Origin of the sequence: Rhodococcus sp. BP-241, assembly GCF_019836145.1 — a bacterium.
GTDB lineage: Bacteria > Actinomycetota > Actinomycetes > Mycobacteriales > Mycobacteriaceae > Rhodococcoides.
This window is the reverse complement of sequence record NZ_JABUEI010000003.1, coordinates 220,695-239,794: the sequence shown is the minus strand read 5'-3', so window position 1 is coordinate 239,794 and position 19,100 is coordinate 220,695. Positions and strand designations below refer to the sequence as shown.

17 protein-coding genes are annotated in these 19,100 nt (G+C 70.0%); 10 read left to right on the top strand and 7 right to left on the bottom strand.

Going from position 1 to position 19,100, the window contains the following annotated elements:
• The first annotated feature begins 29 nt into the window (after positions 1-29).
• Genes HQ308_RS07515 through HQ308_RS07475 form a run of 9 tightly spaced genes read left to right on the top strand, consistent with a single transcriptional unit; the run spans position 30 to position 9,355 of the window.
• A complete protein-coding gene (locus HQ308_RS07515; protein WP_222646204.1) occupies positions 30-2,597 on the top strand; it encodes a bifunctional FO biosynthesis protein CofGH in 2,568 nt (855 codons plus the stop codon).
• Positions 2,594-3,421, top strand: coding sequence for a hypothetical protein (locus tag HQ308_RS07510; RefSeq protein WP_155956891.1), 828 nt, complete (start codon positions 2,594-2,596; stop codon positions 3,419-3,421). Before HQ308_RS07515 ends, HQ308_RS07510 begins: the two co-directional genes overlap by 4 nt.
• Positions 3,422-3,432: 11 nt before the next feature.
• Positions 3,433-3,756, top strand: coding sequence for a ferredoxin (gene fdxA / locus HQ308_RS07505; protein ID WP_027503879.1), 324 nt, complete (start codon positions 3,433-3,435; stop codon positions 3,754-3,756).
• A gap of 53 nt (positions 3,757-3,809) precedes the next feature.
• Positions 3,810-4,898 (top strand): succinyldiaminopimelate transaminase, encoded by a 1,089-nt coding sequence (gene dapC / locus HQ308_RS07500; RefSeq protein ID WP_222646203.1) that lies wholly within the window; start codon positions 3,810-3,812, stop codon positions 4,896-4,898.
• Between the two features lie 8 nt (positions 4,899-4,906).
• Complete coding sequence (locus HQ308_RS07495) at positions 4,907-5,446, top strand: DUF6584 family protein (protein WP_056447428.1); 540 nt, start codon at positions 4,907-4,909, stop codon at positions 5,444-5,446.
• A 56-nt stretch (positions 5,447-5,502) separates the two neighbouring features.
• On the top strand, positions 5,503-5,715 hold the full coding sequence (locus HQ308_RS07490) for a hypothetical protein (RefSeq protein ID WP_056447430.1): 213 nt from the start codon (positions 5,503-5,505) through the stop codon (positions 5,713-5,715).
• Between the two features lie 13 nt (positions 5,716-5,728).
• Entirely contained in the window at positions 5,729-7,126 is a 1,398-nt protein-coding gene (locus tag HQ308_RS07485; protein ID WP_222646057.1) for an acyl-CoA synthetase, read from the top strand.
• Between the two features lie 11 nt (positions 7,127-7,137).
• Positions 7,138-8,154: an NADP-dependent oxidoreductase gene (locus HQ308_RS07480; protein WP_222646056.1), complete on the top strand. Its 1,017-nt coding sequence runs from the start codon at positions 7,138-7,140 to the stop codon at positions 8,152-8,154.
• 16 nt (positions 8,155-8,170) lie between these two features.
• Positions 8,171-9,355 (top strand): alpha/beta fold hydrolase, encoded by a 1,185-nt coding sequence (locus tag HQ308_RS07475; RefSeq protein ID WP_056447435.1) that lies wholly within the window; start codon positions 8,171-8,173, stop codon positions 9,353-9,355.
• 15 nt (positions 9,356-9,370) lie between these two features.
• On the opposite strand, the gene HQ308_RS07470 is transcribed toward HQ308_RS07475, so the two are convergent.
• From HQ308_RS07470 to dapD, 7 genes are all read right to left on the bottom strand, one after another.
• On the bottom strand, positions 9,371-11,182 hold the full coding sequence (locus HQ308_RS07470) for an ABC transporter ATP-binding protein (RefSeq protein ID WP_222646055.1): 1,812 nt from the start codon (positions 11,180-11,182) through the stop codon (positions 9,371-9,373).
• Positions 11,175-12,980, bottom strand: coding sequence for an ABC transporter ATP-binding protein (locus HQ308_RS07465; protein WP_222646054.1), 1,806 nt, complete (start codon positions 12,978-12,980; stop codon positions 11,175-11,177). The genes HQ308_RS07470 and HQ308_RS07465 overlap by 8 nt, the downstream gene beginning before the upstream one ends.
• Positions 12,981-13,071: 91 nt before the next feature.
• On the bottom strand, positions 13,072-14,058 hold the full coding sequence (locus HQ308_RS07460; protein WP_235578829.1) for a crotonase/enoyl-CoA hydratase family protein: 987 nt from the start codon (positions 14,056-14,058) through the stop codon (positions 13,072-13,074).
• Entirely contained in the window at positions 14,055-15,692 is a 1,638-nt protein-coding gene (locus HQ308_RS07455) for an acyl-CoA dehydrogenase family protein (RefSeq protein WP_222646053.1), read from the bottom strand. The genes HQ308_RS07460 and HQ308_RS07455 overlap by 4 nt, the downstream gene beginning before the upstream one ends.
• Positions 15,689-16,312, bottom strand: a complete 624-nt coding sequence (locus tag HQ308_RS07450; RefSeq protein WP_222646052.1) for a TetR/AcrR family transcriptional regulator — start codon at positions 16,310-16,312, stop codon at positions 15,689-15,691. Before HQ308_RS07450 ends, HQ308_RS07455 begins: the two co-directional genes overlap by 4 nt.
• Positions 16,313-16,385: 73 nt before the next feature.
• On the bottom strand, positions 16,386-16,943 hold the full coding sequence (locus HQ308_RS07445) for a GNAT family N-acetyltransferase (protein WP_222646051.1): 558 nt from the start codon (positions 16,941-16,943) through the stop codon (positions 16,386-16,388).
• A gap of 33 nt (positions 16,944-16,976) precedes the next feature.
• On the bottom strand, positions 16,977-17,927 hold the full coding sequence (gene dapD / locus HQ308_RS07440; protein ID WP_222638162.1) for a 2,3,4,5-tetrahydropyridine-2,6-dicarboxylate N-succinyltransferase: 951 nt from the start codon (positions 17,925-17,927) through the stop codon (positions 16,977-16,979).
• 54 nt (positions 17,928-17,981) lie between these two features.
• On the opposite strand from dapD, the gene dapE reads away from it, so the two are divergent.
• A complete protein-coding gene (gene dapE, locus HQ308_RS07435) occupies positions 17,982-19,094 on the top strand; it encodes a succinyl-diaminopimelate desuccinylase (protein ID WP_027503867.1) in 1,113 nt (370 codons plus the stop codon).
• The last annotated feature ends 6 nt before the right edge of the window (positions 19,095-19,100 follow it).

Genomic DNA, 19,100 nt, shown 5'->3' with positions numbered 1-19,100 from the left:
GCCGGAGGGCGCATGATCGAACGGTGACGATGTTGCCCGATCCGAGTACTCCCGCGCGCGCCGACACCCGAGTGACGCCTCCCGACAGCCCGGCACCGACCGCATCGGCGCTGCGGCGTGCGCTGCGCCGTGCCCGCGACGGTGTGGTGATCAGTGTCGACGAGGCGACCACGCTGCTGCACGCCCGCGGCGACGACCTGACCGATCTGTGCGCGTCCGCGGCGCGGGTGCGGGACGCGGGACTGCTCGCCGAGAACCGCCCCGGCACGGTGACCTACTCGCGCAAGGTGTTCATTCCCCTCACCCGGCTGTGCCGGGACACGTGCCACTACTGCACGTTCGTGACGGTCCCCGGCAAGCTGCGCGCCGAGGGGCACGGGATGTTCCTCGAGGCCGACGAGGTGCTCGACATCGCGCGGCGCGGTGCCGAACTGGGATGCAAGGAAGCGTTGTTCACGCTCGGCGACCGCCCCGAGGCTCGCTGGCCCGAGGCGCAGGAGTGGTTGGACGCGCGCGGCTACGACTCGACGCTGGACTACCTGCGGGCGATGTCGATCCGCGTGCTCGAGGAGACGGGTCTGCTCCCGCACCTCAATCCCGGAGTGATGAGCTGGGAGGAGATGTCGCGCCTCAAGCCGGTCGCACCGTCGATGGGCATGATGCTCGAGACCACCTCGCGTCGACTGTTCGAGGAGAAGGGGCAGGCCCACTACGGCAGCCCCGACAAGGAGCCCGAGGTGCGTCTGCGCGTGCTCACCGACGCCGGTCGTCTCACCGTTCCGTTCACCACCGGCATCCTCGTGGGCATCGGCGAGACGATCCGTGACCGCGCCGAGTCGATCATGGCGATCCGGAAGTCGCACAAGGCATTCGGTCACGTGCAGGAAGTGATCGTGCAGAACTTCCTGGCCAAGGACGACACCGCGATGCGGTCCGCACCCGATGCCGGCCTGGAGGAGTTCCTCGCCACCATCGCCGTGTCCCGCATCCTTCTCGGCCCGGCCATGCGCATCCAGGCGCCGCCGAATCTGGTGTCCGCGCAGGAGTGCGCGGCGTTGCTCGCCGCGGGCGTCGACGACTGGGGCGGTGTCTCGCCGCTCACCCCCGATCACGTCAATCCCGAGCGGCCGTGGCCGAACCTCGACACTCTCGCGCAGCTGTCCGCGGACGCCGGCTTCACGCTGACCGAACGCACGGCGGTGCAGCCGCGGTACGTCCTGGCGGGCTCACCGTGGATCGATCCGCGGATCTCGGCGCACGTGCGTGCGCTCGCCGACGACGCGACCGGGCTGGCGGTGCCCGAGACGATCCCGTCCGGTCTGCCGTGGCAGGAACCCGACGAGGTGTGGGAGTCCACCGGCCGCGTCGACCTCAACACCGGCATCGACACCGAGGGTCGCAACACCGAGACGCGCAGCGACATGGGCAGCGCGTTCGGCGACTGGGAGTCCATCCGCGAGCAGGTGGCGCACCTCGCGACCCTGGACAGCGTCGACCGCGACGTGGTCGCCGCCCTTCGCGCCGCGGAGAAGGATCCCGGCAACTGCACCGACGAGGAGTACCTGGCGCTGGCCACCGCCGAGGGCGCGGCGCTCGACGCGGTGACCGCCTTCGCCGATCAGCTGCGCCGTGACGTCGTCGGTGACGACGTCACGTACGTCGTGAACCGGAACATCAACTTCACCAACATCTGCTACACCGGGTGCCGCTTCTGCGCCTTCGCCCAACGCAAGGGCGACGCCGACGCGTTCTCGCTGTCGACCAGCGAGGTCGCCGACCGGGCCTGGGAGGCGCACGTCCTCGGCGCCACTGAGGTCTGCATGCAGGGCGGCATCGATCCGGAGCTGCCCGTGACCGGATACGCCGACCTGGTGCGCGCAGTGAAGGCGCGGGTGCCGTCGATGCACGTGCACGCCTTCTCGCCCATGGAGATCGTCAACGGGGCCTCGCGCGGTGGCCAGTCGGTGCGCGACTGGCTGACCGAACTGCGGGAGGCCGGGCTGGACACCATCCCCGGGACGGCGGCGGAGATCCTCGACGACGAGGTCCGCTGGGTGCTCACCAAGGGCAAGCTGCCCGCCCAGACGTGGATCGACGTCGTCACCACGGCGCACGAGGTGGGACTGCGGTCGAGCTCGACGATGATGTACGGCCACGTCGACAATCCCTCGCACTGGGTGGGACATCTGAACGTGCTCAAGCGGATCCAGGACCGCACCGGGGGTTTCACCGAGTTCGTGCCGCTGCCGTTCGTGCACCAGAGTTCGCCGCTGTACCTGGCGGGGGCGTCACGACCCGGACCGACGCAGCGCGACAACCGGGCCGTCCACGCACTGGCGCGGATCATGCTGCACGGCCGCATCGACAACATCCAGACGAGCTGGGTGAAACTCGGCGTGACGGGAACTCGGGTGATGCTGAACGGCGGCGCCAACGACCTGGGTGGCACGCTGATGGAGGAGACGATCTCGCGGATGGCGGGATCGCAGCACGGATCGGAGAAGACCGTCGAGGAACTACACGCGATCGCCGAGGGAATCGGACGACGCGCAGTCGAGCGCACCACCGCCTACGCAGACCGGACGGAAGCAGCATGAGCGCTGATCGATTGGGCGACGAGCGCGTCGCCGGAGTTCTCAAGGCCGCAGTGCGCGTGATCGTGCCGGTCCTCGAACTGCTCGCGGACCGTGACCCGCTCGGCCTCAAGAAGCGCACGTTCCGCGAGCAGGCGGATGCGAGCGGCACGAAGGTCGACGCGGCGCTGAACGCCGTCGCGTCGGTGTTCGACGCCGCCGACACACCGGGAACCAAGGCGTGGGAGTCGATGACCGTCGACCAGCGCGTCTCGTGGTGGGTCGGCCGCGTCGGCGGGATCGGCACCGTGGCGGTGGCGTTCCCCGGCATCTTCGGTGTACTCGCTCGCCGACTCCCGCTCGGCGACGTCCTCGGGTTCGCGAACCAGGCCATCGTCCTGGTGGCCGTCGCCCGCGAGTACGGCATCACCGAGCAGGACGAGCAGGTCCGCCTGCTGGCATCGGTGCTGTGCAACCGCGAGCTGCCGAAGGGTGCCAGCATCCACGCGCCCGAACCCGACGTCGACGGCGTCACGGACGACAGCCGTGTCACCGAGCCGTCCGGTCGCTTGTCCCGGTCCCCGTTCGCGTTGCTGTCGACCTTGTGGTCGGTCACCAAGATCCTCAAGGCCGTCACCGACGAATTGGACAAGCGGCCCCGCAGCCGTACCGTTTACAGATGGCTCGGTAACCTGCCCGTGGTCGGTGCGGTCGCCGGGTACTTCGGCGAGCGCGGCGCACTGTCCCGAGCTGCGAAGCTGGGGCGCCGGTGGGTCGAGCAGAACAGCACGTCCGCGTCGAACGCGTCCCCGCGGGGCCGCGACACGCTCAGAGTTCGGAAAGGCTAAGGAGAACCTCAGTGCCGTACACGATTGCTGAACCGTGCGTCGATGTCCTCGACAAGGCATGCATCGAGGAATGCCCTGTCGACTGCATCTACGAGGGTGGACGCATGCTCTACATCCAGCCCGACGAGTGCGTGGACTGCGGTGCCTGCGAGCCGGTGTGCCCCGTCGAGGCGATCTTCTACGAGGACGACGTCCCCGAGCAGTGGTCCGCCTACGTCAGCGCCAACGTCGACTTCTTCGACGAACTGGGCTCACCCGGTGGCGCGGCCAAGGTCGGCAAGACCGACTACGACCCGCCGTTCATCAAGGCTCTGCCCCCCATGGGTGAGAACTGAGCGTGACGGACGCACCCGTCGTCTCGCGTCGGTCGCCCGCTGTTCGTCGATCCGTGGCGAGCCTGTTGCCCGAGTTCCCGTGGGACACGCTGGCCGACGTCACCGCGCTGGCGCGGTCGCATCCGCACGGCATCGTGAACCTGTCCGTCGGTACGCCGGTGGACCCGGTCGCCGACGTCGTCCGTGACGCTCTCGCGGCGGCCTCCGCGCAGCCGGGGTACCCCACGACAGTGGGCACACCCGAGCTGCGGGCGGCCGCCGTCAGTGCGCTCGCACGCCGCTACGGCGTCGGTGGGTTGGACGAACGCTCGATCCTGCCGGTGATCGGAACCAAGGAAGTCATCGCCTGGTTGCCGACCCTGCTCGCGCTCGGCCCGGACGATCTCGTCGTCATCCCGGAACTGGCGTACCCCACCTACGAGGTCGGGGCCCTGCTCGCGGGATGCCGCACACTGCGCGCGGACGGGGTGTCGCGTCTCGGTCCCGAACGCGCGTCCCTGATGTTCGTCAACTCGCCGTCCAATCCCAGTGGCCGGGTGCTCGGTGTAGCCCACCTGCGCAAGGTGGTCGAGTGGGCCCGCGAACGCGGCACGATCGTCGTGTCGGACGAGTGCTACCTCGGACTCACCTGGGAGGGACGCGCCGTCTCGATCCTCGACGACGAGGTGTGCGGCGGGGACACCACCGGCCTGCTGGCCGTGCACTCGCTGTCCAAGACGTCGAACCTCGCGAGCTACCGCGCAGGCTTCGTGGCCGGCGATCCCGCCCTGGTCGCGGAACTGCTCGCGGTCCGCAAGCACGCGGGCATGATGGTTCCCCTTCCGGTGCAGGCGGCCATGACCGCGGCGCTGAGCGACGACGAGCACGAGAACGTGCAACGCGAGCGCTACCGCGATCGTCGGACCGCGCTCGCCGCCGCCGTGGTGGCGGCCGGATTCACCATCGATCACTCCGAGGCCGGCCTGTACCTGTGGGCCACGCGCGGTGAACCGTGCCGGGACACCGTGCGCTGGTTCGCCGAACGCGGCATCCTCGTCGCTCCGGGGGAGTTCTACGGTCCCGACGGCGGCACCCACGTCCGCATCGCGCTGACGGCGACCGACGAGCGCATCGCCGCTGCCGTCGCCCGTCTCACGGTCTGAGCCCGGCCGTGGGAGCGCTCGACCGCGCGCAGGAGGATCTGGCCCGCGGGGAACCATGGAGTGCGCGCAAGCGCCTGACAGCGCTGCTGGATCAGGACGCCGCCTCGCAACCCGCGCTCGACCTCCTCGGCTACGCGTGCCTGGCGATGGACGACCCGGCCGGTGCCGGTGCGGCCTGGTTCCTCACCGATCGAGACGACGCCGACCCGCTGGTGCGGCACGCGCTCGACTCGTTCGTCGCCGCGTGCCCGACACCGCTGGTGCTCGCGCGCCGACTGCCCATCAACGCGCCGTCGCGGGCCTATCCGCCCCGCGTGCGCGAGCGGCTGGCCGTGCTCGAGTCGCGGGTGCGTGCCAGCGGCGAGGAGTGGGAGCCGCCCGGCGAGGTGCACTACTTCGCGCAGGAGGGCGTCGACGTCGAAGCGTTCGACGAGTGGTCGGACGCTCCCGCCGCGTCCCGGTCCGGTGTGAAGATGGTCGCCGCCGTCCTCGTGGTCGCCATGATCGGCACCGCGTCCATCGCGACCGTTCTCACCGTCTTCTTCTGACGACGCGCCGCCGCGAGGCCGAGGACGTGTCGGGGGCCGGTGGTACAGATGGAGTCATGAAGGATTCGCTGACCGGATGCGTCGAGTGTCTCGGCGCTCTCGACCACTGTCACGGCACGCTCGTCGTCCACCTGCACGGTGCGGTCGAGTGCACCGACGATGCCTGTGTTCTGCTGCACGCCGTCCGGCACACCCTCGTCGTCGACTGTTCCGCGGTCGCCGGGGGTTGCACGTGCATCGAGGTCACGGAGCAGCTGCGGGCGTCGTGAGAGACTGCTCGGTGTGCTGCTCCGGTCTCTGAACTCGTACGCGATCACCCACGGCGGCGACGTCGACGACGCGGTCACCGTCGGTGACGTCGTCCTCTCTCGAAGCGATCTGCTCGGGGCCGCCACGTCGGTGGCCGAGCGCATCATGGGCGTCGACCGGGTGGCCGTCCTCGCCGAACCGACCGCCCGCACCGTCGTCGCCGTGGTCGGTGCGCTCATCGCCGGAGTGGCCGTGGTGCCGGTGCCCCCGGACTCCGGGCCGACCGAACTCGACCACATCCTCGCGGACTCCGGTGCCCGCGGGTGGCTGGGTGTCGCGCCCGAGCACGACGGCGGTCTGCCCGTCGTCCCGGTCCGCATGCACGCACGGTCCTGGCACAGCTACGCGGAGCCGTCGGACGACGCGACCGGTCTCGTGCTCTACACCTCGGGAACCACGGGCCCTCCGAAGGGCGTGATCCTCAGCCGCGGTGCGCTCGCCGCCGGCATCGACGCGCTCGCCGAGGCGTGGGGGTGGACGGCGAACGACACTCTGGTGCACGGACTCCCGCTCTATCACGTGCACGGGCTCGTGCTGGGCGTCCTGGGTCCGCTGCGACTCGGCAGTCGAGTGATCCACACCGTCAAGCCCTCCGCGGAGCGGTACGCCGCGGCGCGGGGAACGATGTACTTCGGGGTTCCCACCGTGTGGTCGCGAGTGGCGGCCGACCCAGAGTCCGCCGCGGCGCTGTCGCACGCTCGGTTGTTGATCTCGGGCAGTGCCCCGCTGCCGGTGCCGGTGTTCGAGAAGATCGCCGCTCTCACGGGTCTCGAGCCGATCGAGCGCTACGGCATGAGCGAGACCCTCATCACGCTGAGTACGCGCGCCGACGGTGAGCGACGACCCGGTTGGGTCGGAGTTCCGGTGCGCGGCATCGAGACTCGGCTGCGCGGTGAGGACGGGTCGGAGGTCCCACGCGACGGGGAGTCCATCGGTTCGTTGGAGGTGCGCGGCCGGTTCTTCGACGGTTACCTGAACAAGCCGGAGGCCACCGCGGCCTGCTGGACGGACGACGGGTGGTTCCGGACGGGAGACGTCGCGGCGATCGACCCGGCGGGCTTCCATCGGATCGTCGGCCGGGAGTCGACGGACCTGATCAAGACCGGTGGGTACCGCGTCGGCGCGGGCGAGGTGGAGACGGCGATCCTCGGTGTTCCCGGAGTGCGTGAGGTGGCGGTCGTGGGACTGCCCGACGACGATCTCGGCCAGCGCATCGTGGCGTTCGTCGTGGGTGACGAGGTGGAGCCGAGAGCAGTCGTAGACTCTGTGGCACAACAGCTCTCGGTGCACAAGCGGCCGCGTGAGGTACGCGTGGTGGACTCGTTGCCGCGGAACGGGATGGGCAAGGTCCGCAAGAACCTGTTGGAGTAGCGTCGGGAGACATGACCTCCTCCACTCGCATCGTCCTGGCCTCTCGTCCCACCGGCGCACCCACTGCCGAGAACTTCCGGACCGAGACGGTCGATCTCCCCGAGGTCGGTGACGGTCAGGTCTCGCTGAAGACCCTGTACCTGTCGCTGGACCCGTACATGCGCGGCCGGATGAGCGACGCCGAGTCGTACGCGGAGCCCGTCGAGGTGGGCGACACGATGGTGGGCGCCACGGTCTCCGAGGTGATCGAGTCTCGAAGCGACGCCGTGTCGGTCGGCGCCGTGGTGCTCGGCTACACGGGGTGGCAGTCGCACGCGGTGGTCGACGCGTCGTCCGTGCGAGTGCTGGATCCGGAGAAGGCGCCCGTGTCCACCGCGCTGGGCGTGCTGGGGATGCCGGGCTTCACCGCGTACTCCGGCATGACGAAGATCGGGCAGCCGAAGCCGGGGGAGACCGTCGTGGTCGCAGCGGCCAGTGGGCCCGTCGGCTCGGCCGTCGGCCAGTTCGCGAAGATCAAGGGTGCGCGCGCCGTCGGCATCGCCGGCGGTCCCGAGAAGTGTGCGTACCTGGTCGACGAGCTCGGCTTCGATGCCGCCGTCGATCACCGCGCCCCGGACTTCGAGGATCAGTTGAAGGCCGCGACTCCGGACGGCATCGACGTCTACTTCGAGAACGTGGGCGGCGCCGTCGCGAAGGCGGTGCTCCCGCGGCTCAACCTCTACGCACGCGTGCCGGTGTGCGGTCTCATCGCGCAGTACAACGACACGCAGGCACCGGAGGGTCCGGATCGGCTGCCCGGCTTCTTCACGCGCGTGCTGACGAAGAGCCTGACAATCCGCGGCTTCATCCAGAGCGAATTCGTCCCGGAGCTCTACAAGGACTTCCTGCGCGAGGTCGCCGAGTGGATCGACAACGGGTCGTTCCGCTACCGGGAAGACGTGGTCGAGGGTCTCGAGAACGCTCCCGACGCGTTCTTCGGGCTGCTCGAGGGCAAGAACTTCGGCAAGCTCGTCGTCAAGGTGGCGTGACGGTTAGAGTACACGTGTGCACTCGAATCGCGATCGGAACGAAGTAGCGGGCGCTGCCGACGTCGTGGCCACGGCCATCGACATCCTCAGCCGCCCTGTCCAGGGGACCCACCGCGCGATCAACGATGTGGTGTTCGGGGTGCTGGGCCGTTCCGCGGCACCCGTGCGCATCCTGAACGAGGGCATCGCCGACCTGGTCTACGAGGCTGTGCGCGGGGGCGGTGTGGCGGCCGCCGAGGCCGTCACCGCGGTGTCCCGGCTGTTGCCCGAGGACCGCGTGTCCCACGCGGTCACGTCCACCGCGGCCGGATCGGTCGTGGTCGGCGCCGTCAACGGGCTGCTGGGCGACCGGCTCGCCGCCGAGGGCAACGACCTGACGGTGGAACTCGGGCCGCATCACGAGCGCCGCATCGTCGGGAACGACACCGCGATGCTGACCACCGCGTATCCGAAGGCCACGGGTCACGTCGCCGTGCTCGTACACGGGCTGGGGGAGACCGAGCAGGCCTGGTACTACCGCCACGACGGGCGGGGCAGTTACGGCGAGGCGCTGGCCGCGCACGGCATCAGCGCGGTCTGTCTGCGGTACAACACGGGCGCCGGGATCGAGGACAACGGGGCGGCACTGGCCGGCCTCCTCGACGAGCTGATCGCGGTCTGGCCCGTCCCCGTCGAGCGGATCGACCTCGTCGGGCACTCGATGGGCGGTCTCGTGGTGCGGCGTGCCTGTGCGGTCGAGGCGAGCAGGGCGACCTGGCTGCCGCTGGTGCGCACGGCCTGCTACCTGGGCACCCCGCACGAGGGCGCACCGCTCGCGACGGGCGTGTACCACCTCTCCCGTGCTCTGCGGAAGGTGCGGCAGACGGCGGTGTGGGCGGACCTGCTCGACGTCCGCAGCCGCGGCGTGGACGACCTGAGACTGGCCACGGACGTGGCGCTCGCCCCCGGGATCCGGCACGTCGCGGTCGCCGCCACCCTGGCCGCCGACGACACGGCTTGGTGGGCCGACGCCGTGGGAGACGGACTGGTGACGCTGCGCAGCGCACGGGGGCCGATGACGGAGTTGCACACGCTCGTCGGCACCGGGCACCTCGCGCTGCTGTCGGATCCGCGGGTGCTCGACGTCCTCACCGAACTCATGGCGGACGCGACACCGGCCGAGATCGACGACGTCACCGAGCCGGACGAGACGGTGGCCTGAGACCACCGTCCCGCGTCAGACCAGGCTCTCCTGCCACGCCGTGTTCAGGTGCGCGAACCTGCCGTCGCCGGCGACGAGGGCCTCCGGGGTGCCGTCCTCGACGATCCGTCCGTCGGCCATGACGAGAACGCGGTCCGCGATCGCGACCGTCGACAGGCGGTGCGCGATGATCAGTGCGGTCCGACCGTGCAGGATCGTCTCGAGGGCGCGCTGGACCAGGCGCTCGCCGGGGATGTCGAGGCTGGACGTGGCCTCGTCGAGCACGATCACCGACGGTGCGGCGAGGAACACCCGCGCGAAGGCCACCAGCTGTCGCTGTCCGGAGGACAGACGTCCACCGCGCTTGCGCACGTCGGTGTCGATGCCCCGCGGCAGTGCGGCCAGGAACGGGGTGAGGCCCACGGCGTCGGCGGCCGCCCGCACCTCGTCGTCGGTCGCGGACGGTCGGCCGAGTCGGATGTTGTCCGCGATCGATCCGGAGAACAGGAACGATTCCTGCGTCACCATGACGACGTTGCGACGCAGGTCGTCGTCGGCCAGGTGGCGGAGATCGATGCCGTCGAGACGGATCCGGCCGTCCGTGGGGTCGTAGAACCGCGCGAGGAGCTTGGCCACCGTCGACTTGCCGGCACCGGTGGCGCCGACCATGGCGACCACCTGTCCGGCCGGCACGTGCAGCGAGAAGGGCTGCAGCACCAGCGCGTCCGCGGCGTAGCCGAACGAGACCCGGTCGAACTCCACGTCGCCGGCCGCGATTCCGATCGGCACCGGGGTGGTGGGAGGCGCCACGGTCGGTTCCTCCTCGAGCACGCCCGAGATCTTCTCGAGCGCCGCCGCGGCCGACTGGTACGCGTTGAACACCTGCGCGAGTTCGTCGAGCGGCCCGTAGAAGCGGCGGAGGTACAGCACGTAGGCGGCGAGCACGCCGATGTCGAGGGCACCGCCGATGACCCGCATGCTGCCCACGACCACGATGACGGCGAGGGTGGCGTTGCCGATCCAGCGCACGATGCCGGTGTAGCTCGCCATTCCGCGCAGCGCAGTGGTGGTGGCGTCCCGGTACTCGGTGTCCTCCGCGAGCAGGATCGCGTCGTTGCGGCGCTCGCGGCGGAACACCTGGACGGCGCGGATGCCGACCATCGACTCGACGAAGTGCACCACGACGCGCGCGATGGACACCCGGGTGCGTCGGTAGGCGCGGCGCTGGCGGCGCTGCGACCAGCGTGTGATCAGTAGCAGCGGAACGAATCCCGCGAGCACGACGAGGGCCAGCGGAACGTCGAGCCAGAACAGGATGATCGCGATCGAGACCATCGACAGGATCGCGGTCAACGCATCGTTGAGCGCGCTCTCGAGAAGCGTCTGCAGTGATTCGACGTCGCTGGTCAGCCGCGAGATCACCTTGCCGGACGTGTACTTCTCGTGGAAGGACAGCGACAGTGCCTGCGCGTGGCGGAACACCCGCTCGCGCAGATCGAACAGGATGTCCTGGCTCAGGCGGCCCGAGACCATGAGGAACGCGTACGTGGTGGCGGCGCCGAGGAACCCGACCACGACGTATCCCGCCACGGTCCACACCAGCGGCGCCCATCGTCCGTCGACGGCAGCGGCGACGCCCGTGTCGAGAGCGTGGGCGATGAACAGCGGTCCCGCGACGAACGCCAGGTTGTCCAGGAAGATGATCGCCATCGCGAGGACCGTGCGGCGGCGGTGCGGACGCAGCAGCGAGAAGAGCAGTCGACGTGAGCGACCGGCCAGGACGAGGTTGCCTGCCCGGTCCACGTCGGTGTCCTCACCGCCGACGCCGCGCCAGTCGGTGTCAGCCATGATCTCGCTCCGCTCCCGACATCGAGCCCATCACGTCGCGGTACGCCGCCGAGGTGGCGAGCAGGTGCTCGTGCGTCCCGGTCTCCATCACCGTGCCGTGGCCGAGGTGCACGACGCGATCCGCGAGCGCGGCGGTCGAGGGGCGGTGTGCCACCAGCACGGTCGTGGAGTGCGCGAGCACGGTGCGCAGCCTGCGCTGAACCGTCGCCTCGGTGTCCACGTCGAGTGCGGAGAGCGGATCGTCCAGCACGAGCACGCGGGGCCGGCCGAGCACCGCCCGCGCCAGCGCCAGTCGCTGGCGTTGACCGCCGGACAGGCTCAGTCCCTGCTCGCCGATCCGGGTGTCGAGGCCCCACGGCAGCTTCTCGACGAAATCCGTCGCGTGCGCGATCTCGAGTGCCTCCGCGACGTCCTCGTCCGTGGCGTCGGGGCGGCCCAGCGCGACGTTCTCGCGCACACTGGCCGAGAACAGCACCGGCTCCTCGAAGGCGACCGAGACCACCGAGCGCAGATCCGCCAGCCGCATCGACCGGACGTCGACACCGTCGAGAGTGATCGCGCCACCGTCGACGTCGAAGAGCCGAGGTATCAGCGTCGTCAGGACGGACTTCCCCGTTCCGGTGTTGCCGGCGAGAGCCACCGTCTCGCCCGGACGCACCTCGAACGTGACGTCGTGCAGGAGGTGGTCGGATGCGTCCGGGAATGCGAAGGAGACGTGGTCGACGCGGATGTGCCCCCGCACCGGGTCGGGCAGGGGAACGGGGGAGACCGGATCCACGATGGTGTCCGGGGTGTCCATGATCTCCCAGTACCGATCCGCCGCCGTCCGTGCGTTGTTCAGCTCGGCGAGCAGGAAACCGAAGGACTCGATCGGCCACAGCAGGAAGGCGACGACGGCCATGGTCGCCACCAGAGTTCCGGCCGTCAGGGTCCCCGTCACGATGGCGTACGTCCCGTAGGCGAGCATGCCGCCGACGGCCACCGGTGGCAGTCCGACGATGACGGTCCACAGGATCGCCAGGTACCGGACCTTGGTGAGCTCGGTCGTGCGGAGCGTCGCGGCCTGCGCGAGGAAGCGGCGTCCCAGGTGGGCGCTGCGGCCGAACGCCTTGAGCACCCGGATGCCGTGGATGGACTCCTCGACGGTGGTGGTGACGTCGCCGGCCTGGTCCTGGGCGTCGCGTGCGACGACGCGATAGAGCTCCTCGAACCGGACGCACGCCCACACCAGCGGAATCGCCACGACGAGCATGATGACGCCGAACTGCCATGCGCGGGAGAGCAGGACACCGAGACCCACGACGAGGGTCACCGCGTTGATGATGATGAACGGTCCGATGAAGGCGACGAAGCGGCGCAGCGCGGAGAGGTCGGAGATGGCGCGGGAGAGCAGTTGGCCCGATTCCCAGCTGTCGTGCGCGGCCACCGACACGTGCTGCAGTTTCGCGAACACGTGCGCGCGGGCCGTGATCTCGAACTGACTCGACGGCCCCGACACCAGGTAGCGACGGATCCAGATGCCGGCGGCATCGATCGTTCCCAGCAGCAGCACCAGCGCCGCAGGCCACCACACGCCGGCGACGTCGCCGCGGGTGATCGGGCCGTCGATGATGCTCTGGATGACGAGCGGGATCACCAGGCCGGTGAGCGTGGCGATCAGCGAGACCACGATGGACCCGACGAAGTACCAGCGATACGGCGCCAGGAACGGGGCGAAGCGGCGGAGCGACGAGGTCACCGTCGCGGAGGACGCCTCGACCGCACGTCTCGTTCCGCGATCGAGCACTCCGGTGGACACACACGACTCCTCACGTACCGCTCGACTGTCTCATCGAGCCGTACTCGGAGCCAACCGATTTATCGCGGGGCCTGTTCCCCCCGTTCTCACGTCACCTCCGCTTCGCGTCACCGAACGGTTCGTCGCGTTCCTGGACGGCCTGCCGGAATCCGACGGTGGCAGCGCGGGTCTGGAACGCGAAGCCCTCCCGGGTGTGCCGGGCGACGCCGTCGAAGACCGTGCTGATCATCGTGGAGGTGTGCACGCCGGAGCTGATCAACGCGCTGTTGAGCGCCAGCTTGACCATCATCAGCTGGTTGATCGGCATGCGCGCGATCCGTGCGACCAGTTCCTCGGTGCGGGCGTCGAGCTGATCCGCGGGCACCGATTCGACGGCGAGACCCCACTCCGCCGCCTGCGCCCCGGTGAGACAGTCACCGGTCAGCAGCAGTCGTTTGGCGCGCTGGTCGCCGAGGCGGTGTGCCCACATCCCGGCGGCGGGAACGCCCCAGACGCGGGTCGGCGGGTAGCCGATCCGCGTGTCGTCCGCACAGATGATCTGGTCGGCGTACAGCGCGATGTCGGTACCGCCGGCCACGGCGAAACCGTGCAGCTTGGCCACCACCGGCTTGTTCGCGTGCAGCAGGCTGGCGAATCCGCGGTTGAATCGGCTCATCATCGCGTAGTCGATCATCGGGTCCCACTGGCCCGACGGATCGTGGTTGCGGGCCTGGACGACGGGGTCGAGAACCGTCCCCGTCGTGTCCACGGCCCCGCTGTCGCCCCGATCGAGATTCTCGGCGTAGATGGACAGGTCGTAGCCGCCGCAGAACCCCTTGCCGCGACCGGACAGCAGCATGACGTGTACTCGCGGATCGAGATCCGCCCGCTCGACGGCCGCCGCCAGTTCGACGGGGGTGTCCGCGGTGATGGCGTTGCCGTGCTCCGGTCGATCGAAGGTGATCCGGGCGACCCGCCCGTCGACCTCGTAGGTGAGCGTCCGGAACGTCGGGGAGTCCTGCTGTGGAGTCCGGCCGGTGAAGGGGGAGTCGGCTCCCTCGTCCCACCCCTCCCGCCACGGGGCGGGTGCGTCGGTCACGCCGGAACCTTCGGCGTCGATCGCTCGATGATGGCGGCCGTGTCCACCCCGGTCGGCAGGGTGCCGTACACGCTGCCCCAGTCGCCGCCGAGTCGGCTCGTCGTGAACGCGTCGGCGACCGCGGGGTGGCCGTGCCGCACGAGCAGCGAGCCCTGCAGTGCCAGTGCCATCTCGCCGACGACGCGGCGTGCCCGCTGTTCGAGGGTGGCGATGTCGGTGAAGGAGTCCTTCAGCGACCGCACCGCGGCGTCGAGCGCCGCATCGGCTCCGCGGCAGCCGTCGAGCTCGTCGAAGAACACGGCGAGCGACTCCGGCTGTCGTGCCACGGCGCGCAGGGTGTCGAGCGCCGCGACGTTGCCCGAACCCTCCCACACCGACAGCAGTGGAGCCTCCCGGTAGAGCCGCGGCATCCTCGACTCCTCCGCATACCCGTTGCCGCCCAGGCATTCCAGGGCCTCCGCCGCATGCGCCGGGCCGCGCTTGCACACCAGGTACTTGCTGACGGAGAGGCTGATGCGCCGCAGTGCGGCGGCACGCTCGTCGCCCGCAGCTGCCTGATCGGTGAGCGCGGCGAGCCACAGGGCGACGGTCGTCGACGCCTCGGACTCGATCGCGAGATCGGCCAGGACGTTCCGCATGAGTGGCTGGTCGACGAGGTTCTTCCCGAACGCCTGCCGGTGCACCGCATGATGCACGGCCTGAGCGGTGCCCGCCCGCATTCCCGTGGCCGACCCCAGGGTGCAGTCGAGCCTCGTCATGTTGACCATCTCGATGATGGTCCGCACGCCGCGACCCTCGTCGCCGACGAGCCAGGCGGTCGCGTCGTCGTACTCCACCTCGCTCGAGGCGTTGGAATGGTTGCCCAGCTTGTCCTTCAGGCGCTGGATCGCCATGGCGTTGCGAGTGCCGTCCGGGAGGACGCGGGGCAGGAAGAAGCACGACAGGCCTCCGGGCGCCTGCGCGAGGACCAGCAGGACGTCCGACATCGGCGCCGACGTGAACCACTTGTGGCCGGTGATCCGGTACGAGCCGTCCGGCTGCGGCACGGCCGTCGTGCGGTTCGCCCGGACGTCGGAACCGCCCTGCTTCTCGGTCATGGACATGCCCGCGATCAGACCCGTCTTGGTCGCGGGAGGACGGTACGAGGGGTCGTACGTCGACGAGGTGAGCAGCGGTTCGTACAGCGCGGACAGTTCCGCGTTCGCTCGGAGTGCGGGAACGACGGCGTACGTCATGGAGATCGGGCACCCGTGCCCCGCGTCCACCGCGCCCCACACGCTGAACTTCGCGGCGCGGATCAGATGCGCGTGCGGTGACGGGTCGCGCCACGGCGCCCCGTGCATGCCGAATTCGACTGCCGTGCGAATCAACTCGTGGTACGCCGGGTCGTAGACCACCTCGTCGATGCGGTTCCCGTAGCGGTCGTGCGTGTGCAGGACGGGCGGGTGCTCCTCGGCGAGATCGCCCCAGCGCTGCGCCTGCTCGCTCCCGGCCAGCCGACCGAGCCGGTGCAGCTCGTCGAGTGCGTCGTCGGCGCCCTCGCGGTGCAGGGCCTCCAGGACGACCGGGTGCTCGGCGACGTCGTGGCCGATGAGTGGCGGAACCTGATTGGTGACGGTGTGCGTGGGGGTCATGACGCTCTCCTGTCGGTCGGGGCGCCGAGGGCGCGGAGTGTGAAGGTCTCGAGTGCGGCGAGAACGCGAGCGTCGGCCTCGCCGCGGGCGAGTGGGACGACAAGTGCCTCGCCGATGGCGCCGACGATGCACGCCGCCGTCAGGGGCGCGTCCTGGTCCGGGAGTTCACCGGCCTCGACGGCGGCACGGATGGCGGCGGCGAACGCGTCCGCGAACGACTGCCGGAAGGCGAGACGCTCGGTGTCGACGAGGGCGTCGATGGGCTCGGCCAGCAGCGCGTACGCGAGAGTCGGTGCGCGACAGGCGCGATCGCAGAAGGTGCGGACCGAGGCGAGCAGGCTGTCGGTGTGGGTGCCGGTCGCGGCGGCGCGCACACCCGCCGCTGTCGCGGCGGCTACCTCGCGGCTGCAGGCGTCGCGGAAGACCTCGGCGAACAGTTCGCCCTTGCCGGGGAAGTAGCGGTAGACGGTGCCGACACCGATGCCGGCGCGGGCGGCCACGTCGGCCATCGAACATGCGGCGTACCCCCGCTCGGCCACGAGAGACAGTGCAGCGGTGACGATTCGAGATCGGGCGGCATCGAGCCGCTCCTGGACCGCAGCGGTCCGTCGGTACACCATGGCAAGAAGTGAACGCCCGTTCCGCACTGGTGTCAAGGACGGAACGGTGATTCACATGTTCGGGAGGGCAGGACTACCAGCGCGACCCGACGCGATTGTTGACCAGCAGCGTGCCGTCCGGATCGAGACGGGACTCGGGACGGAACACCATGACGGCGTCGTCCTCCTCGGGCGGTGTCGGCTCCTCCGTGTTGCCGATGCCGCCGAGCAGTCCGCGCCACAGCACCCAACCGCGCCGCTCGTAGAACCCGACGGCGTCGGGAAGGGAATTGAGCACGCCGACCACGTCGTCCGACTCGATCTGCTCCTCGATCGCGGCCATGAGCCGCGCACCCAGCCCGGTGCCCCGGAACTCCGGGTCCAGGGCGACGGCCTCGACGAAGCCGCCGTCGAACTCGTCGCCGCCGTGGTGGAGAAGGCGCGGCACCACGGCGGCATGGCCGATGATGCGGTCGCCGTCGCGGAGGATCACGTGGGTACCGCCCAGGGCGTGCTGCCAGTCGTACGGGGTGAAGCGCTCGCCGAAGGCGCCGCGCACCAGCCCCTCGCACGTGTGGGCGTCCGCGTCACCCAGATCGTCGGTGATCACCGACTCGAGTCGCGGTTCCTGCTGTATCGCTTCCTGGCTCACGGTCCCCCCGGACGCAGCCTGCCGCCGAATCGCTCAGTCGTTGGCGTGCAGGATCGAGTTGAGCTCGACGCCCGTACCCTTCCACGGCACGACCTCGACGGCACCGGAAACGGAGTTACGACGGAAGAGCATGTTCGACTGCCCACTGAGATCGGCCGCCTTGACGACGGTGCCGTCCGGGCCGGTGACCTTGGTGCCCGCGGTGATGTAGAGGCCCGCCTCGACGACGCAGTCGTCGCCGAGGGAGATGCCGAGCCCCGCGTTGGCGCCGAGCAGGCAACGCTGTCCCACCGAGATGACGGCCTTGCCGCCGCCGGACAGAGTGCCCATGATCGAGGCGCCGCCGCCCACGTCGGAGCCGTCGTCGACGACGACGCCGGCGGAGATGCGGCCCTCGACCATGGACGAGCCGAGCGTGCCGGCATTGAAGTTCACGAAACCCTCGTGCATGACCGTCGTGCCGGATGCGAGGTGGGCGCCGAGGCGCACGCGACCGGCGTCGCCGATGCGGACACCGGTGGGGAGCACGTAGTCGACGAGTCGCGGGAACTTGTCGACACTGAAGACGGTGACGGCGCCCCGTGCACGGAGACGGGCGCGCGTCGCCTCGAAGCCGTCGACGGCCGCCGGGCCGTGGTTGGTCCACACCACGTTGGACAGCAGGCCGAACTGGCCGTCCAGGTTGAGGCCGTGCGGCCGGACGAGGCGATGCGAGAGCAGGTGCAGGCGCAGGTAGACGTCGTGCGCGTCGACCGGGGCGTCGTCGAGGGAGGAGATGGTGGTGCGCACCGCGACGATGTCGAGGTCGCGGGCGTCGTCGTGTCCGACCAGCGCGGCCAGTTCCGGGGGAACGTCCGCCGCGTCGAGCCGTGCGGTGCCGGTCTCGGCCACCTCGGCGAGCTCGGGAGCAGGGAACCAGGTGTCCAGCACCGTTCCCGACGGGGTGATGTGTGCGATGCCGACTGCCGATGCTCCTGTGGTCACGGGGACCGAGCCTAGAGGACGACCGGACGGCCGGGCGAACGTAAGGTCGGCTGCGTGAGCGCACCGATCTCCCTGGACCTGCACGCCGATCCCGTCGACCTCACGGCGGCGCTGGTGGACGTTCCCAGCGTCTCGCGAGACGAGGCCACGCTGGCCGACGCGGTGGAGCGGGCGCTGCGCGAGCAGACCACGGGATTCGAGATCGTGCGCTCGGGCGACGCCGTGCTGGCCAGGACGAACCGGGGGCTCCCGACGCGGGTGATCCTCGCGGGTCACCTGGACACGGTCCCCATCGCCGACAACGTGCCGAGTCGTCGCGAGCGCGGGCACGCCGAGGGCGACGTCCTCCACGGATGCGGAACCGTCGACATGAAGTCGGGGGACGCGGTGTTCCTGCACCTGGCGGCGACGGTCGCTGAGCCCACCGCGGACCTGACGCTGATCTTCTACGACTGCGAGGAGATCGAGGCGTCGGCCAACGGTCTGGGTCGCATCGAGCGGGAGATGCCCGAGTGGCTGCGCGGAGATGTCGCGATCCTCGGTGAGCCGTCGGGTGGCTACATCGAGGCGGGGTGCCAGGGGACGCTCCGCATGCGGTTCACCGCGACGGGGACGCGCGCCCACTCGGCCCGATCGTGGCTGGGGGACAACGCGATCCACAAGTTAGGCCCGCTGTTCGACCGGCTCGCCGCGTACATGCCGCGCAGCGTGGACATCGACGGCTGCGTGTACCGGGAGGGACTGCAGGCGGTCCGTGTCAGCGGCGGCGTCGCCGGGAACGTGGTCCCCGACGAGGCATTCGTCGACGTCAACTTCCGCTTCGCCCCCGACCGCAGTGTGGAGCAGGCGATCGAGCACGTGCGCGAGGCGACCGACGCGGAGCATCTCGATCTCACCGTCGAGGTGACCGACAGGTCGCCGGGCGCGCTGCCGGGTCTGGCCGCACCGGCGGCGGCGGCGCTGGTCACGGCGGCGGGGGGAGAGTTCCGCGCCAAGTACGGCTGGACCGACGTCTCCCGGTTCTCCGCGCTGGGCATCCCGGCGGTGAACTACGGTCCAGGCGATCCCAACCTCGCGCACAAGCGCGACGAGCGTGTACCGGTGCAGCAGATCACCGATGTCGCCGACGTCCTGCGCCGGTATCTGACCGCCACCGACGCCCACTAGCCTCTC

Excerpts from the sequence above, each read along its gene's own strand:
- HQ308_RS07515 (WP_222646204.1), top strand. The coding sequence starts at position 30 with ATGTTGCCCGATCCGAGTACTCCCGCGCGCGCCGACACCCGAGTGACG.
- HQ308_RS07510 (WP_155956891.1), top strand. The coding sequence starts at position 2,594 with ATGAGCGCTGATCGATTGGGCGACGAGCGCGTCGCCGGAGTTCTCAAG.
- HQ308_RS07470 (WP_222646055.1), bottom strand. The coding sequence starts at position 11,182 with ATGGCTGACACCGACTGGCGCGGCGTCGGCGGTGAGGACACCGACGTG.
- HQ308_RS07450 (WP_222646052.1), bottom strand. The coding sequence starts at position 16,312 with ATGGTGTACCGACGGACCGCTGCGGTCCAGGAGCGGCTCGATGCCGCC.
- HQ308_RS07480 (WP_222646056.1), top strand. The coding sequence starts at position 7,138 with ATGACCTCCTCCACTCGCATCGTCCTGGCCTCTCGTCCCACCGGCGCA.
- HQ308_RS07455 (WP_222646053.1), bottom strand. The coding sequence starts at position 15,692 with ATGACCCCCACGCACACCGTCACCAATCAGGTTCCGCCACTCATCGGC.
- HQ308_RS07490 (WP_056447430.1), top strand. The coding sequence starts at position 5,503 with ATGAAGGATTCGCTGACCGGATGCGTCGAGTGTCTCGGCGCTCTCGAC.